This window comes from Aeromonas sp. R2-3, from assembly GCF_040908375.1.
GTDB classification, from domain to species: Bacteria; Pseudomonadota; Gammaproteobacteria; order Enterobacterales; family Aeromonadaceae; genus Aeromonas; species Aeromonas veronii.
In genome coordinates, this window is the sequence record NZ_JBFODP010000027.1 from 373989 (window position 1) to 390129 (window position 16141).

The 16141-nt window shown below is 60.5% G+C and carries 11 protein-coding genes; 6 read left to right on the plus strand and 5 right to left on the minus strand.

The window, feature by feature from the left end; translation table 11 throughout:
- Positions 1 to 12: 12 nt before the first annotated feature.
- The 5 genes from AB5Z02_RS14285 to grpE form a co-directional block, all read right to left on the minus strand.
- Complete coding sequence (locus tag AB5Z02_RS14285) at positions 13 to 969, minus strand: aminoimidazole riboside kinase (protein ID WP_335851575.1); 957 nt, start codon at positions 967 to 969, stop codon at positions 13 to 15.
- Between the two features lie 115 nt (positions 970 to 1084).
- Positions 1085 to 2590 carry a carbohydrate porin gene (locus tag AB5Z02_RS14290; RefSeq protein ID WP_368216239.1) on the minus strand — a complete coding sequence of 502 codons (1506 nt, stop codon included), beginning with the start codon at positions 2588 to 2590 and terminating at the stop codon, positions 1085 to 1087.
- A 264-nt stretch (positions 2591 to 2854) separates the two neighbouring features.
- Positions 2855 to 3997 carry a molecular chaperone DnaJ gene (gene dnaJ, locus AB5Z02_RS14295; protein ID WP_005338032.1) on the minus strand — a complete coding sequence of 381 codons (1143 nt, stop codon included), beginning with the start codon at positions 3995 to 3997 and terminating at the stop codon, positions 2855 to 2857.
- Between the two features lie 101 nt (positions 3998 to 4098).
- Positions 4099 to 6027, minus strand: a complete 1929-nt coding sequence (dnaK, locus tag AB5Z02_RS14300; protein WP_042053028.1) for a molecular chaperone DnaK — start codon at positions 6025 to 6027, stop codon at positions 4099 to 4101.
- Between the two features lie 298 nt (positions 6028 to 6325).
- Entirely contained in the window at positions 6326 to 6901 is a 576-nt protein-coding gene (grpE, locus tag AB5Z02_RS14305; RefSeq protein WP_005338036.1) for a nucleotide exchange factor GrpE, read from the minus strand.
- Positions 6902 to 7192: 291 nt separating this feature from the next.
- Between grpE and nadK the strand changes: the two genes are divergently transcribed.
- The 6 genes from nadK (at position 7193) to AB5Z02_RS14335 (ending at position 15931) form a co-directional block, all read left to right on the plus strand.
- Entirely contained in the window at positions 7193 to 8077 is an 885-nt protein-coding gene (gene nadK / locus AB5Z02_RS14310; protein ID WP_005338038.1) for an NAD(+) kinase, read from the plus strand.
- A 232-nt stretch (positions 8078 to 8309) separates the two neighbouring features.
- Positions 8310 to 9974 (plus strand): DNA repair protein RecN, encoded by a 1665-nt coding sequence (gene recN / locus AB5Z02_RS14315; RefSeq protein WP_368216240.1) that lies wholly within the window; start codon positions 8310 to 8312, stop codon positions 9972 to 9974.
- Positions 9975 to 10289: 315 nt separating this feature from the next.
- Positions 10290 to 11180 (plus strand): manganese-dependent inorganic pyrophosphatase, encoded by an 891-nt coding sequence (locus AB5Z02_RS14320; protein ID WP_040065992.1) that lies wholly within the window; start codon positions 10290 to 10292, stop codon positions 11178 to 11180.
- Between the two features lie 250 nt (positions 11181 to 11430).
- The gene (gene macA, locus AB5Z02_RS14325; RefSeq protein ID WP_368216242.1) at positions 11431 to 12594 is read left to right on the plus strand and encodes a macrolide transporter subunit MacA; all 1164 of its coding nucleotides are present in this window, start codon (positions 11431 to 11433) and stop codon (positions 12592 to 12594) included.
- Positions 12591 to 14564 carry a MacB family efflux pump subunit gene (locus AB5Z02_RS14330; RefSeq protein WP_368216243.1) on the plus strand — a complete coding sequence of 658 codons (1974 nt, stop codon included), beginning with the start codon at positions 12591 to 12593 and terminating at the stop codon, positions 14562 to 14564. Before macA ends, AB5Z02_RS14330 begins: the two co-directional genes overlap by 4 nt.
- A 2-nt stretch (positions 14565 to 14566) precedes the next feature.
- Positions 14567 to 15931 carry an efflux transporter outer membrane subunit gene (locus AB5Z02_RS14335; protein WP_368216245.1) on the plus strand — a complete coding sequence of 455 codons (1365 nt, stop codon included), beginning with the start codon at positions 14567 to 14569 and terminating at the stop codon, positions 15929 to 15931.
- Positions 15932 to 16141 lie beyond the last annotated feature (210 nt).

Genomic DNA, 16141 nt, shown 5'->3' on the forward strand with positions numbered 1-16141 from the left:
TCTAGCCTCAGCTCAACAGCCGCTTGCGCTTGATCGCAAAAAGGCATCCAGTTCGGAGCGGGTCGGCAGCGCCGTCATCGCCCCCTTGGCGGTGGTGGCGAGCGCCCCGCAACCGTGGGCCTGAGCCAGGATGGCGGGTAGCTCGGCCAGAGTCGGCAGCGACGAGCGCCCGGCCAGCGCCGCCAGCAGACCGGCGACGAAGGCATCCCCCGCCCCCGTGGTGTCGATGGGCGTTACTTTCTGCCCCACCCACTCCAGCAACTCGCCATCAAGGCGAGCCACCAGCCCGGCCGCCCCCCGGGTCACCAGCACCAGCGCCGGGCCAGAGAGAGTCGCAAGCCCGGCAGCCAGATCATCCTCACCGCTCAGCAGTTGCAGCTCCTCGATGGAGAGCTTGACCACATCCGCTTGCGCAATGGCCTGACGCACCAGCGGCAGCATCTCGGCGGGGCTACCCCACACCTCGGGGCGCAGGTTGGGGTCGAAGCAGACCCGCCCGCCTGCCGCCTTGATGTCCGCCATGGCCTGCAGGCAGCTGGTGCGCACCGGCTCGTTGGCGAGCGCGATGGAGCAGGTGAGCAACCACTGACCGGCATCGAAGTGGGGCAAATCATCTGGGGTGAGGAACTGGTCGGCACTGGGGCGCACCATAAAGGTGAAGCTGCGCTCCCCCTCGTCATCCAGTGCCACCAGCACGGTAGAGGTGCGATGGTCTGGATCGAGCCGCAGCGCACCGATATCCACCCCCTCCCCGCTCAGGGTCTCGGCCATAAAGCGGCCGAACGGATCGGCACCGACCCGGCCGATAAAGGCCGCATCGCCGCCCAGCCGTGCCACGCCAACCGCCACATTGGCGGGTGCGCCACCCGGACACTTGAGGTAGTGCAACGCCCCTTCCGGGATCAAGTCCACCACCGCATCCCCCATTACCCACACACGATTCGTCACCTTGCTACTCCACTGCTGCATCGGATCGACTGTCAAACCCGAACTCTGTTCTGTTGGCCGGTATTATCAGCTAAACCGTTTTAGCCAACCAACAGATCTCGGTACCAGCTGCCATTTTTGTGATCGGGATAACGAACTAGAACCAGGTTTCCATCTGGACGCCAAAGTTCCACTCGCCACCGGCGGTGAAGTTGCTCTGGCCCATGGCATCGTCGCTGGCGTAGTTGTCGAGCTCGGAGGACCAGTCCATCCAGCTGGCGAACACCCGCAGTTCGGGCCGCTCGAAGAAACCGGCGGTCTGCGCCTTGAAGGTGGGGGCGAAGGTGAGCTTGGTAAAGTTGCCGTTCACCGCCTGGCGTCCCTTGTAGCCCTTGGGAGCGAGATCCATGTACTGCCAGGCTGCCTCGTAGACCAGCTCGACGTTCTGGCTCAGCACCTGCGCCACCCGGGTATTGACGGTGAGCCAGCGGTACTCGTCCCCTTTCACGTAGCGATCCTGACTCTGCTCGGCCAGCAGGGCCGGGGCAAAACGCCAGCGCGGATTAAGATCGGTAGCGCCAAACACGGCGACCCGCACCGCATCAGCGTCCGGCAACAGCTCGCTGTCAGAGCCCAGCCCCTTGACCTCGGCCCCCAGCCCATGACCGTACAGCACCGCCGCCTTGGCAAAACCGGGGTTGATGCCAAAGAAGCTCTCGCCGTGGTAGGCCAGCAGGGTGTGTGCCCCCTTGTCCGCTGCCTCGCTGCCCACCCCCTTGTCATTGATGCGGGCGTCATTGTCCTTGGCCGAGAGACCGTTCACCATCCACTGCCAGTTGCCGACGCGGTTGTTCATGGTAAGGATGTAGCTCTCGATATCGGAGAGACCACTGGCGCTGATGTCGCCGTAATCGCGGCCATAGAGAGAGAAGTTGGCCTTCCAGCTGTCGGCCAGCTGCACGTCGTAGACACCGCCGCCGGTACCGGCCAGGAACACCACGTCGGAGTCGAGCCAGTGGATGTCAAAGTTGTCCCGATCAAAGCGCTTGCCCGCCCACAGCACCGCATTCTTGAAGGGGCCGTCGAAGCTCGCCAGATTGCCGATCTCGGCAAACACCTGACGGGTATTGAGGCTCGAATCGCTGGCGGTCCAGTCGTTGCTGGTCTCCACCCCGTCAGCCAGCATCAGCTTGTAGCGGGCCCAGCTGCCATCCTCGAAGGTCTGGGTTTTCAGCAGGTTAGCCTCCATGTAGGTGTCATCCTCGTTGCCAAGGCGACCGACAGCCCCGCCTACCGAACCGGCCGGGGTGATATAGGGGCCACCGCGCCCACCGTTGCCATTGCTGTTGACCAGGAGGCCCGAGCGGGCGTAGCCGTGAAACTCGAAGCCCTGGGCACCAGCGGTCTTCTCATCCACCTGCTGGCTGCGGTTGTCGGCCACCTGAGCCTGCTCGCTCGCCGCGCTCGCCTTCACTTCCGCCTGACTGGCACGGCTCTCTGCCGCCTCGGCTCTCGCTTCGGCTGCCTGTACCCGCGCCTCCAGCGCCGCCAATCTGGCCTCGACACTCTCACCTGCAATACTCGCCTGCGCCGCCCACAGCGGGCTGCTCATCCCCAATCCCAGCGCTACCGCCAGCGCCAACTTGCTCTTGAACATCATCATCTTCCTCACCTGTCATCTGTGGCCCGGACGGGCGCTGTTGTTATCGACAGACGGAGCATAGCTAAACCGCTTTAGCCAACTCAATACAACAACTAAACCGTTTCAGCAACAGTGTGAGCGGGATAACATTTGTACAGCAGGAATTGGCGGGAGTTGTGAGGAGGATCCCTCATCAGGATCCACTCAATAGGGCGGATCCTGGCTAAACGGCGGGCAAAAAAAGAGCCGGCACAAGGCCGGCTCTGTTTATTCGGGTCGCTGAAATCAGCTGGTCAGATCGTCGAAGAAGCGTTTCACCCCTTCGAAGAAGCCTTCCGATTTCGGCTTGTGGGTCTTGGCAGCAGCACCGCTGAACGACTCGTCCAGCTGGCGCAAAAGCTCTTTCTGCTGCTCGGTGAGGTTGACCGGAGTCTCGATCACCACCTTGCACATCAGATCCCCTACCTGGCCGGAGCGTACTGACTTCACGCCCTTGCCGCGCATGCGGAACATCTTGCCGGTCTGGGTCTCCGGGGTGACCTTGAGCTTGACGCGGCCATCCAGGGTCGGCACTTCAATCTCGCCACCCAGCGCGGCTGCGGTGAAGCTGATGGGCACTTCGCAGTAGAGGTTGTTGCCGTCACGCACGAAGATCTCGTGCTCTTTGACGTGCACCTGTACGTAGAGATCCCCTGCCGGTGCTCCTGCTTCCCCCGCTTCCCCTTCGCCGGAGAGACGGATGCGATCGCCGGTATCGACGCCCGCCGGAATTTTCACCGACAGGGTCTTGGTGCGCTGGTAGCGACCTTCACCGTGGCACTTGCGGCACGGATCCTTGATGATCTTGCCGCGGCCGTGACAGTGCGGACACGCCTGCTGCACCGCAAAGAAGCCCTGACGCATCTGCACTTGGCCGGAGCCGTGGCAGGTCGGGCAGGTCTGGGCACTGCTGCCGGTGTGGGCACCGGAGCCGTTACAGACTTCACAGTGAACCAGGGTCGGCACCTTGATCTCCTTGGAGACCCCGCGTACCGCCTCTTCCAGCGTCAGCTCCATGGTGTAACGCAGGTCGGAGCCACGGGCCGGGCCACGACGGGCACCACCACGGCCACCGCCGAAGATGTCACCGAATACGTCACCAAACATGTCGGCGAAGTCGGCACCGCCGCCAAAGCCACCGTGGCCACCGCCACCCTGGCTCGGGTCGACACCGGCATGGCCGTACTGGTCGTAACGGGCACGCAGGTTGGCATCGGTCAGGACCTCGTAGGCTTCCTTGACCTCTTTGAACTTCTCTTCGGATGCGGCATCACCCTGGTTACGATCCGGGTGATACTTCATGGCCAGGCGCTTGTACGCCTTCTTGATCTCGCGATCGTCGGCATCTTTCGCCACACCCAGTACTTCGTAGAAATCGCGCTTCGACATACTCATCCTGTGGTTACGCAGACGGGCGTTGGTTACCCAACGCCCGTGAATTCATTGACCAAGCCGATGGGCGAAGCGGACTCCGCCCATCTGGGTAGGGCTTACTTCTTGTCGTCTTTCACTTCTTCGAACTCGGCGTCGACTACGTCGTCGTCAGCCTTGGCAGAAGAGGAGGACTGACCGGCATCAGCACCGGCTGCACCCTGGGCCTGAGCCTGCTGCTGGGCAATTTCCATCAGCTTCTGGGACGCTTCCAGCAGAGCCTGCTGTTTGGCTTCGATAGCAGCCTTGTCGTCACCCTTGATGGCAACTTCCAGCTCGCTCAGAGCAGCTTCGATCTTGGTCTTGTCGTCGGCAGGCAGGGCTTCACCGGCTTCGGTGATCTGCTTGCGTACGGAGTGGACCAGACCATCAGCCTGGTTGCGAGCCTGTACCAGCTCTTCAAACTTCTTGTCCTCGGCCGCGTTGGCTTCGGCTTCGCGTACCATGCGCTCGATCTCGTCATCAGACAGACCAGAGGAGGCCTGGATGGTGATCTTCTGCTCTTTGTTGGTCTCTTTGTCTTTCGCAGAGACGTGCAGGATACCGTTGGCATCGATGTCGAAGGTCACTTCGATCTGCGGCAGACCGCGCGGTGCCGGACGGATGCCTTCCAGGTTGAACTGGCCCAGAGACTTGTTGTCGCTGGCGCGCTTGCGCTCACCCTGCAGCACGTGAATGGTCACGGCAGACTGGTTGTCTTCGGCAGTGGAGAACACCTGGGACTTCTTGGTCGGAATGGTGGTGTTCTTCTCGATCAGCGCAGTCATCACGCTACCCATGGTTTCGATACCCAGGGAGAGCGGGGTAACGTCCAGCAGCAGTACGTCGGTCTTGTCACCGGACAGTACGGCACCCTGGATGGCAGCACCCATGGCCACGGCTTCGTCCGGGTTGACGTCTTTACGCGGCTCTTTGCCAAAGAACTCGGCAACGGTCTTCTGAACCAGCGGCATACGGGTCTGACCACCAACCAGGATCACGTCGTCGATCTCGCCAACTGCCAGACCGGAGTCTTTCAGGGCGACACGAACCGGCTCCAGAGAGTCTTTCACCATGTCTTCCACCAGGGATTCCAGCTTGGCGCGGGTCACCTTGATGTTCATGTGCTTCGGACCAGTGGCATCTGCAGTGATGTACGGCAGGTTGACGTCGGTCTGCTGGGCGGAAGAGAGCTCGATCTTGGCTTTCTCGGCGGCATCTTTCAGACGCTGCAAAGCCAGCTGGTCGTTGCGCAAGTCGATGCCCTGCTCACGCTTGAACTCGTCTACCAGATAGTTGATGACGCGGTTGTCGAAGTCTTCACCACCCAGGTGGGTGTTACCGTTGGTCGCCAGTACTTCGAAGGTGGTTTCGCCTTCCACTTCGTCGATCTCGATGATGGAGATATCGAAAGTACCGCCACCTAGGTCATATACGGCAACCTTGCGCTCGCCCTTGACCTTGTTCACGCCATAAGCGAAAGCAGCAGCAGTCGGCTCGTTGATGATGCGTTTTACATCCAGACCGGCGATGCGACCGGCATCCTTGGTAGCCTGACGCTGGGCGTCGTTGAAGTAGGCCGGAACAGTGATAACGGCTTCGGTTACCGGCTCGCCCAGGTAATCTTCGGCGGTCTTCTTCATCTTCTTCAGCACTTCGGCAGAGATCTGCGGCGGTGCCATTTTCTTGCCCTTCACTTCAACCCAGGCGTCGCCGTTGTCAGCTTTGGCGATGGCGTACGGCATGATTTTCAGGTCACGCTGCACTTCTTCATCTTCAAAACGACGACCAATCAGACGCTTGATGGCGAACAGGGTGTTTTTCGGGTTGGTGATGGCCTGACGCTTGGCCGGCTGACCAACCAGGATCTCGCCATCATCGGCATAGGCAATGATGGACGGAGTAGTACGATCGCCTTCTGCGTTCTCGATCACGCGAGCAGTGTCGCCATCCAGAATAGCGACGCAGGAGTTGGTAGTACCCAGGTCAATACCGATGATTTTACCCATTTGACGAATCTCCAAATACTTTGAATAAACCGGCGAGGAACTCGCCTTAATGCGTTAACGGCTAGGTGGGGGCTGCCAATCTGGCTTTCAAGCTCCCGGCATCAAATTTTTTGTGCCGCCGCGGCCTTGCTACCTATATGGGGTCGCCAGACGCAGCTTCAAGCCCCAACCCTAAAAAACCACACCCTTTGTCATGGTTGCGCGGTCACGTTGAGCCGTTAAACCGGGCAAGATGAGCAGGTGCTGCACTGCGAAACAAAAAGCCCGCCACAGGGCGGGCTCGGGCACCCACAGCCAATCAGTCGACCGCTTTGGCGATCATCACCATGGCCGGACGGATCACCCGACCGTTGAGGTCATAGCCCTTCTGCATCACTGCAATGACGGTGTTCGGGGCCACATCGGCACTCGGCACCATGCTCATCGCCTGATGGGCGTTGGGGTCAAACGGCTGGTTGATCGGGTCGAGCGCCACCAGACCAAACTTGGCCACGCCGCTCTGCATGGATTTCAGGGTCAGCTCGACACCTTCGATCATCGGCTTGAGGGCTTCGTTCTCCTTGTCGGCCAGTTCGATGGCTCGCTCAAGGTTGTCCAGCACAGGCAGCAGTTCGTTGGCGAACTTCTCCAGAGCAAACTTGTGCGCCTTCTCCACATCCAGCTCGGTACGACGACGCAGGTTCTCCATCTCGGCGGCGGTACGCAGGGCGCGTTCACGCTCTTCCGCCGCTTTTTGGATGGCGGTTTCCAGCTGCGCTTCCAGTTCGGCAATGCGGGCCTGCTCGGCTGTCACTTCACTGTCTACATCGGTCGGCTCGACTGGCTGGGCTTCCACTTGCTCCATCGCTTCAACCTTTTGCTCTTCGTGGTTCATGACATCTCCAATTCCGGGGTTACTTATGAGGGCCCTGACGTCTGGTTGAGCGACCGGACGACAACAGACCGACTATGTTGGCGCTATTATGGGGATGCATCCCCGGCTTTCAAGGGGTAAAGGGCAATCTGGGTTGCTGAATAGCCGCAACCGTCGGTTTATCAGGGTTGCCGCTCACCGTTTAACCAGTAGCCTCAAGGGGATCGCCACCCCCGTCACACGGGAGAGCGTCACAAGCGGAGCAAAGCACTGTATACTGGCCCGCAATACCCATCCCAGATCTGACTGACTATGGATTCTCCGTTCAAAACCATCGCCCTGATTGGCAAACCCCACCATGAGGGGGCCAACCAGACGCTGACCGGCCTGCATCAATACCTGACCGCCCGCGGCTTTCGGGTTCTGGTGGAGAGCCGGGTCGCCCAGACCCTGAGCATCCTCGATGAAAACGTGATGGATCTGGTGCAACTGGGCCAGCAGGCCGATCTCGCCATCGTGGTCGGCGGTGACGGCAACATGCTGGGGGCGGCGCGGGTACTGTCGCGCTTCGATGTGGCGGTGATCGGGGTGAACCGGGGCAACCTCGGCTTTCTGACCGATCTCTCGCCACAAGATTACCTGCTGCCGCTGGAGCAGGTGCTCTCCGGTCACTACAAGAGCGAACACCGCTTCCTGCTGGAGGCTTCGGTCTATCGTCACGGCGAGCGCAAGTCGAGCAATCTGGCGGTCAACGAGGCGGTGCTGCACCCGGGCAAGATCGCCCACATGATCGAGTTCGAGGTCTATATCGATGGCAGCTTTATGTATAGCCAGCGTTCGGACGGCATCATAGTGGCCACCCCGACCGGCTCGACCGCCTACTCCCTGTCGGCAGGTGGCGCCATCCTCACCCCCAAGCTCAACGCCATCACGCTGGTGCCGATGTTCCCGCATACCCTCAGCAGTCGCCCCATCGTACTCGATGCCGACAGCGAAGTGCGGCTGCTGGTCTCGCCTGACAATCAGGACGATGCCATGCAGGTGAGCTGTGACGGCCAGGTGACGCTTGCGGTCCACCCGGGGGATGAGATCCTCATCAAGAAGAGCCACCACCAGCTTCATCTGGTACATCCCCTCGACTACAGCTACTTCCACGTGCTGCGCAACAAGCTCGGCTGGGGCAGCAAGCTGTTCTAATCAGCTTTGATCGACAACGGCATTACCAGAGAAGGGCGCCTGAACTGGCGCCCTTCTCATTTCTGTCGTGGCAACGTCCCCTGCACTCTCATATCAGTGCCGCGCGCCAATAGTCAGTACCGCACTGGCGCGGCTTTCCTTTGTTAAAAATGACGGGGCCCTCTTTACTGTATATAAGACCAGTATATACTGGATGCATACACAGTAATGTTGACCTATACAGGATGAGACCATGCTGACCCAGCTGACCGTCAACAACTTCGCCATCGTCAAGTTTCTCGAACTCGATCTGCAACCGGGCATGACCTGCATCACAGGTGAGACCGGCGCCGGTAAATCCATCGCCATCGATGCTCTCGGTCTCTGCCTTGGAGAGCGGGCCGAAGCCGGCATGGTGCGACCCGATAGCGACAAAAGCGAGGTCAGCGCCCGCTTCCTGCTGGACAACAACCCGGCCGCCCGCGCCTGGCTCGCCACCAACGAACTGGAAAACGAAGGTGAATGTATCGTCCGGCGAGTCATCTCAGCCGAGGGGCGCTCACGCAGCTATATCAACGGCGTGCCTGTCCCCCTCACCCAGCTCAAGAATCTGGGCCAGCTACTGGTCAACGTGCACGGTCAACATGCCCACCAGATGCTGCTAAAACCGGACTACCAGCTCGCCCTGCTCGATGGCTATGCCGGTCACCATCTGCTGCTCGACGAGGTGCGCCAGCACTATCAGCAGTGGCGTCAACTGCAAAACGAGCTCAACCGGCTCAAGGCCGAGCAGCAGCAGCGGGAGGCCCGTCGCCAGCTGATCGAGTATCAGGTGCAGGAGCTGGACGAATTCGCCCTGCAGCCGGGGGAGTTTGAAGAGATAGAGGAGGAGCACCAGCGTCTCGCCAACGGCACAGAGCTGATGCAAGAGTGCGGGGCTTGCCTCGATCTGCTCTATGACAACGAAGAGACCACTATCGCAGGGCTGCTGCAATCGGCCGTCGATCGGGCCGAGGGGCTGGTCAGCATGGACAGCCGCCTCACCCCGGTACTGGAGATGCTGAACGAAGCGCTGATCGGGGTGCAGGAGAGCCACAGCGAACTTCGCAGCTACCTCGATCGGCTGGAGCTGGATCCCGAACGTTTCAACGAGCTGGAGGCCCGCCTCTCCAAGGCGATCAATCTGGCCCGCAAGCACCACGTCAAACCGGCGGATCTGGCCCAACACCATCAGGAGCTTGCCTCGGATCTCGCCCGCCTCAACTCTGACGAAGAGCGGTTAGAGGGGATGGAAGATGAGCTGGCCGAGGCCCGTCAGGCGTTTGTCCAGGCCGCCGAAGCCCTGAGCCAGAGCCGTCAGCGTTACGCCCAGGAGCTGGGCGCCAAGGTGACCAGCAGCATGCACGAACTGGCGATGCCCGATGGCCGCTTTGCCATCGAGGTGCGCCCCGATGCCCAGAGTAGCCTCTCTCCGCTAGGTATAGATCGGGTGGAGTTCATGGTCACCACCAACCCGGGCCAACCGATCCAGCCGCTTGGCAAGGTTGCATCGGGTGGCGAATTGTCGCGCATCAGTCTCGCCATCGTGGTGATCAGCGCTCGCAAGGTCTCCACCCCGACCCTGATTTTCGACGAAGTGGATGTGGGGATCAGCGGCCCGACCGCCGCCGTAGTAGGTCGCCTGCTGCGCCAGCTCGGGGAGTCCACTCAGGTGATGGTGGTCACTCACTTGCCGCAGGTGGCGGGCAACGGCCACCAGCATATGGTGGTGAGCAAGCATACCGATGGCAAAACCACCGAAACCCAAATGAGTGCCCTTAATGAGGCTGCCCGTCTCAATGAGCTGGCACGCCTGCTCGGTGGCGACCAGATCACCGACAACACCCTGGCCAATGCTCGCGAGCTGCTGCGTCGGTGAATCAGACAGCAGCGATAACGACTGCTGACAGCGCAGGCACAGGCGAGTGCCATGGTCTGCAATAGCCAATAGCCAATAGCCAATAGCCAATAGCCAATAGCCAATAGCCAATAGCCAATAGCCAATAGCCAATAGCCAATAGCCAATAGCCAACTGTGATAACTGAACTCGCGTCAGGATTACCGACCCAGATCAATAAAATGGCGAGTTAGGCGAAGCTGGCAGCAACATGGGCGTGGATCCGGTTGCCTTCATGTAGCGGATTTCGCATAGTGTTGCCCCCCTTTATGGGTATCCAATTGTGAGGCTTTGTCTATGATCCACGTTTTTGGTCACAAGAATCCTGATAGCGACAGTATCTGCAGTGCGCTGGTTATCACCGACTGGCTCAATGGCCAGGGCCGTCAGGCCACCCCATGGCGTCTGGGTGACCTGCGCACCGAAACCCGTTTTATTCTGGAGCAGGCTGGCGTCAGCGAACCCGAGTTGCTGACCAAAGATCTGACCGGTGAAGATGTCTGGCTGGTGGATTTCAGTGATCTGGAACAGGGCCCTGCCACACTGGCACAAGCCAATGTACTGGGTCTGGTGGATCACCACCGTCTCGGTACCCTGGTCACCCAGTCTCCGCTGGATGCCTGGATCCGTGCCGTCGGCTGCACCTGCACCATCGCCTTCGATCTGCTGAGCCAGCAAGGCACTGTGACCCGCAGCCAGGCTCGCCTGATGCTGGGCGCCATCATGAGCGACACCCTCTGTCTCACCTCGCCGACTACCACCGAGCAGGACAAGATCGCCTGCGAGCGTCTTGCGCCGCTGGCCGAAGTATCGCTGGCCGAATTCGGCCAACAGCTGCTGATGGCGAAAACCGACCTGAGCGGCCTGACTCCGGCTCAACTGCTGCAGCAGGATGAGAAGGCATTCCAAGCCGAAGGTCTGAACTTCATCATGAGCCAGATTGAAGTGGGCAGCGAGCAACAGCTGGCCGAGCACCTGCCAGCCCTGCAGCAGGAGATGGCCCAGCGCGTGGCGAGCGAAGGGCTCGACTTCTTCGTGCTGATGGTGACTGACCTGACTGCGGCTGCCAGCCGTATCTACTTTACCGAGCACGCCAAAGTACCGGCCGAGTCCAGCTACCACCCGGGCTTTGTCAGCCGCAAGAAGCAGGGTCTGCCCTGGGTGATGGATCTGCTGGCCAAGGCCTGATCCTCCCTCGCCATCACCCATTCCAAAGCCCTGCCTCAGCGCAGGGCTTTTTCATCGCCACCGCTAGCGGCACTCCCTATCCTCTTGCTGACCATCTTGCTCACCACTGCGGTCTCTCGCTTACTCCTTTCACGGCTTATTGACAGTTAACGCCATAACTTTGCTTACATATTTGCGGCTGTTATTTATCAGGGCTTTGCTGCAGGATAATCGCCGCGCACAACCTTTTCCGTTTCCATTCAGGTGATCGATGAACATAACCCCCAAGCAGAGAACACTGGCCATCACCATGTTGATCGCCGGGGTGCTCCTCGGCTGGCTCCTCTGGCCCAGTCAACCACCCAAGACGATGCTGACCGCTCAGGTGACCCGCGAGGATATTGCCCAGACCGTACTGGCCAGTGGCGTGCTGCAGGCCGTGGAGCAGGTGGATGTGGGGGCACAAGTCTCCGGTCAGGTTACCAAGCTAGCCGTCGAGGCCGGTGATCAGGTCAAACAGGGAGACCTGCTGGCCGAGATCGATCCCCTGATTGCCCAGAACAACCTCAAGACGGCCGAGGCGGAGCTTGCCAGCAACCGCGCCCAGCTCAAGATCAAGCAGGCGCAACTCAAACAGAACGAGCTCGCCTGGCGGCGCCAGCAGCAGATGTTCAAGCAGGAGGCGAGCTCACGGGCCGATCTGGAGAGTGCCGAGGCACTGCTGGCGGTCACCCGCGCCGAACTGCAGAACAGTCAGGCCAATATCGACAACGCCCTGATCAAGGTTGATCGGGCCAAGACCGAGCTGGGCTACACCAAGATCCTGGCACCGATGGATGGCACCGTCATCAGCATTGTGACCCGTCAGGGCCAGACCCTGGCGGCCAGCCAGACGGTTCCGACCGTGCTCAAGCTGGCCAACCTCGAGACCATGACGGTCAAGGCGCAGATCTCCGAAGCCGATGTCACCAAGGTCAAAGCCGGCATGCCGGTCTACTTCACCCTGATCGGCGATCCGGATACCCGCTATCAGGGTACGCTTCGCGCCGTGGAGTTAGCGCCTACCAACATCAACGATCAGGCCACCACAGGTACCACCACCAGCAATGCGGCTGTCTACTACTACGCCCTGTTCGATGTACCCAATCCCGACCATACCCTGCGGGTCGCAATGACCACCCAGGTGACCATTGTGCTCGGCGAGCGCAAGCAGGTGCTCACTGTGCCGCAAACCGCCCTCGGCAAGTCGCTGGGTGACAACGAGTATGAAGTCACCGTGATCAAGGACGATGAGACGACCGAAACCCGCCATATCAAGACCGGTATGAAGGATGAGATCCGCATTGAGGTGATCAGCGGGCTGAGTGAGAAGGAGGAGGTGCAGCTCAATCACGGTGCCCCCGCCGACAATGATGAGATGGCGGTGATGCTATGAGTGAGCCCCTGAACCAGCTGCCGTTGATCCAGCTGAAAGGGGTCGAGCGACGCTACCAGAGCGGCGACAGCGAAGTCACCGTGCTCCACCCTCTTGACCTCACCATCTCGGCAGGAGAGATGATCGCCATTGTCGGCGCGTCCGGCTCCGGCAAGTCGACCCTGATGAACCTGTTGGGTTGTCTCGATAGCCCAAGCAGCGGCCAGTATCTGTTTCGCGGTCAGGACACTGCCACTATGGATGCGTTGGCGCTGGCCCAGCTGCGCTGCCACCACTTCGGCTTTATCTTTCAGCGCTACCACCTGCTGCCCCATCTCGATGCCGCCGCCAACGTGGAGATCCCAGCTGTCTATGCTGGCACCAGCCGCCCGGATCGCCAGGCGCGCGCGCGTCAGCTGCTGGGCAGACTGGGGCTGGCCGATCGCAGCCACCACACCCCGGGTCAGCTCTCCGGCGGTCAGCAGCAGCGGGTCAGTATCGCCCGGGCACTGGCCAATGGCGGCGAAGTGATCCTCGCCGATGAACCGACCGGCGCACTGGATAGCCAGAGCGGCAAGGAGGTGATGGCGATCCTCAAGGAGCTGCACGCTCAGGGCCACACCATCATTCTGGTCACCCACGATATGAACGTGGCCAGCCATGCCGACCGGATCATCACTCTCAAGGATGGTCGGATTGAACAAGATAGCGGCCCCTGCCAAACGGCCATGTTGGCGCCAGTCACCGCCACAACCCCTCAAAAAATAGCGCCCACTAAAGGCGCCATGGGCCACGACTGGGATCGTTATCGGGAAGCGGGACGGATGGCAATCCATGCCATGCTAGCCCACCGGATGCGCACCTTCCTCACCATGCTCGGCATCATCATCGGCATCGCCGCCGTGGTGAGTGTGGTGGCGCTGGGGCAAGGGGCGCGCGCCAAGGTGATCGACCAGATCAATGCGATGGGCACCAACACCATCGAAATCTTCCCGGGTAAAGGATGGGGCGATGAGAAGATGGCCAGCATCCAGACCCTCAACAAGGGGGACCTCGATGCTCTGCTGGGGCAACCCTATCTTGCGGGCGCCAGCCCCGAGATCGGCAGCTCAGGCCAGTTGCGCTATCGCAACAAGACCAACAGCGGCAACGTGACCGGGGTTGGTAACGACTATTTCAAGGTAAAGGGGATGACGCTGGTCAGTGGTCGCTTACTGGAGTGGCAAGATATCCAGCAGCGTGCCGCCGTTGCCGTGGTGGACAAGAAAAGTATCACCAGCCTGCTTGGCAAGGAGGAGCCGGTCGGCAAGGTGGTACTGGTCGGCACCTTGCCGGTGCGGATTGTCGGTGTGGTTTCGCAGGAGACCGGCTTCGGCCCCACCAGCCAGTCGGTCAATATCTGGCTGCCCTACAGCGCGGTGATGAGTCGCCTCATCTCGCAGCACCACTTCAGCCAGATCACCATCCGGGTCAAGGACGGGGTACAACCGGCGCTGGCCGAGCAGGCGGTGATCGAGCTGATCACCAAGCGCCACGGGGTGAAGGATTTCTTCACCTTCAGCAGCGACAGCATCATCAAATCGGTGGAAAAAACCACCGCCACCATGACCCTGATGGTCTCGGCCATCGCAGTGATCTCGCTGATCGTCGGTGGGGTGGGCGTGATGAACATCATGCTGGTGTCGGTGGTGGAGCGCACCCGCGAGATCGGCATTCGCATGGCCGTGGGCGCCCGCCAGTCGGATATTTTGCAGCAGTTCCTGATTGAAGCTGTGATGGTGAGCCTGCTGGGAGGGATCTTCGGCGTCGGCCTCTCGCTGGGCATTGGCGCGCTCTTTTCACTGCTGGTGGACTCCATCAAGATGCAGTTCTCGCTCTTCTCCATCCTGATGGCCTTTGGCTGCTCGTCACTCATCGGGATCCTGTTTGGTTACCTGCCGGCACGCAATGCGGCGCGGCTCGACCCTGTTGTCGCACTGGCGAGGGAATAACAATGCTCAAACTCTCCTGGCTGGCTCTCTGCATGGCCCTCAGCGGCTGTAGTCAGCACAGTACCTATCAAGGACCCGAGCTGGCGATCGCCCCCGCATGGCAACAAGCAGAGGGCGCCCAACTGGCTGCTCAGGCCGGCCAATGGTGGCAGGAATTTCATGATCCCCAACTCGACAAACTGGTCGAGGCGGTACTGACCGCCAACCCGGATATGCATGTGGCGGCCCTCAAGCTCAAAAGCGCCAGACTGGGCGCCGAGCAGGCCGATACCAACCTCACCCCCTCGGTCAATGGCACTATCGCAGCCAGTGGCAACAAGGATCTGAAAACAGGCAAAGGCACCAACAGTCTGGGCCCCTCTCTGAGCCTCAGTTACGAAGTGGATTTGTGGGGCAAGCTCGCCTCGGTACGAGATCAGGCAAGCTGGGAGGCAGCGGCAAGCGAGCAGGATCTCGCCAGCACCCGACTGCTGCTGATCGGCAATACCCTGGAGCAGTATTGGCAGCTCGGCTATCTCGGCTCTGCCATCACCCTTGGGGAACAGCAGTTGGCCAACCTGTCCCGAACCGAGCAGCTGACCCAGACCAAATACCAGGCTGGCGCCATTACCCGGCTCGATCTGGCGCAGGCACGCCAACTGTTGGCAGGAAAACAGGCTGAGCTGGCCTCCCTCAAGGCGCAGCAGGAGCAGGCCCGCAATGCCCTGCGTCTGTTGCTAGGCCGCAGCAGCGGGCCGCTGGAGTATGCACCCGCTTCCCTTGCAAAGCAGACTATTCCTGAACTTGCGGTGGGTATTCCGGCCGATGTGCTGGCTCGCCGCCCCGATGTCAAAGCGGCCGAATTGCGGCTGCGCAAGACGCTGGCAAAGGGGGACGAGATCCGCACCAGCTTCTACCCCAGCCTGACCCTGACCGGCAGCGCCAGCACCGCATCCGATAGATTGGCGCAGGTGCTGCAAAATCCGGTAGGTACGCTGGGAGCCAGCCTCGCCCTCCCCTTCCTTGAATACAACCGCACCCAGCTTGCCATCGAAAGCTCAGAGCTGGATTACCAGATCGCTGAAACCGAGTTTCGCAAACAGCTCTACACCGCACTGGTGGAGGTGGAAGACAATCTGGCCGCACGCCACTATGGCCAGCAGCGACTCGATTATCTGCAGGAGCAGCTGAGTTATGCCCGGGAGGCCGAACGACTGGCCAAGGCTCGCTTCCAGGCAGGTGCGACCGGCGTGCAAGCCTGGCTTGATGAGCAGAACCGGCTGTGGGATGCCCAGCAGAGCCTGCTGGCCCAGCAAAAAGAGCAGCTCACCACCACTGCCAAAATCTATCGCGCCCTGGGTGGCAGCGATAGCGTGGCGCCCCGATAACGCCTCCCCCCAATATTCCCCACTCTGCCGGCAGAGTGGGGAATGCAATCACCATAGACCATACAGAATTCCCTCTCCCACACTGCAGCCGAACTCCATTGCCCATTATCAGAGGCAGTCATGGCAGCGCAGCCAATTACATGCATCGGCGACCCAGAATATCCCGGCCATACCTTGAGACCACCTCTATACCTCACGCACCCTGTGGAG

Excerpts from the sequence above, each read along its gene's own strand:
- AB5Z02_RS14285 (WP_335851575.1), bottom strand. The coding sequence starts at position 969 with ATGCAGCAGTGGAGTAGCAAGGTGACGAATCGTGTGTGGGTAATGGGG.
- AB5Z02_RS14290 (WP_368216239.1), bottom strand. The coding sequence starts at position 2,590 with ATGATGATGTTCAAGAGCAAGTTGGCGCTGGCGGTAGCGCTGGGATTG.
- dnaJ (WP_005338032.1), bottom strand. The coding sequence starts at position 3,997 with ATGTCGAAGCGCGATTTCTACGAAGTACTGGGTGTGGCGAAAGATGCC.
- dnaK (WP_042053028.1), bottom strand. The coding sequence starts at position 6,027 with ATGGGTAAAATCATCGGTATTGACCTGGGTACTACCAACTCCTGCGTC.
- grpE (WP_005338036.1), bottom strand. The coding sequence starts at position 6,901 with ATGAACCACGAAGAGCAAAAGGTTGAAGCGATGGAGCAAGTGGAAGCC.
- nadK (WP_005338038.1), top strand. The coding sequence starts at position 7,193 with ATGGATTCTCCGTTCAAAACCATCGCCCTGATTGGCAAACCCCACCAT.
- recN (WP_368216240.1), top strand. The coding sequence starts at position 8,310 with ATGCTGACCCAGCTGACCGTCAACAACTTCGCCATCGTCAAGTTTCTC.
- AB5Z02_RS14320 (WP_040065992.1), top strand. The coding sequence starts at position 10,290 with ATGATCCACGTTTTTGGTCACAAGAATCCTGATAGCGACAGTATCTGC.
- macA (WP_368216242.1), top strand. The coding sequence starts at position 11,431 with ATGAACATAACCCCCAAGCAGAGAACACTGGCCATCACCATGTTGATC.
- AB5Z02_RS14330 (WP_368216243.1), top strand. The coding sequence starts at position 12,591 with ATGAGTGAGCCCCTGAACCAGCTGCCGTTGATCCAGCTGAAAGGGGTC.
- AB5Z02_RS14335 (WP_368216245.1), top strand. The coding sequence starts at position 14,567 with ATGCTCAAACTCTCCTGGCTGGCTCTCTGCATGGCCCTCAGCGGCTGT.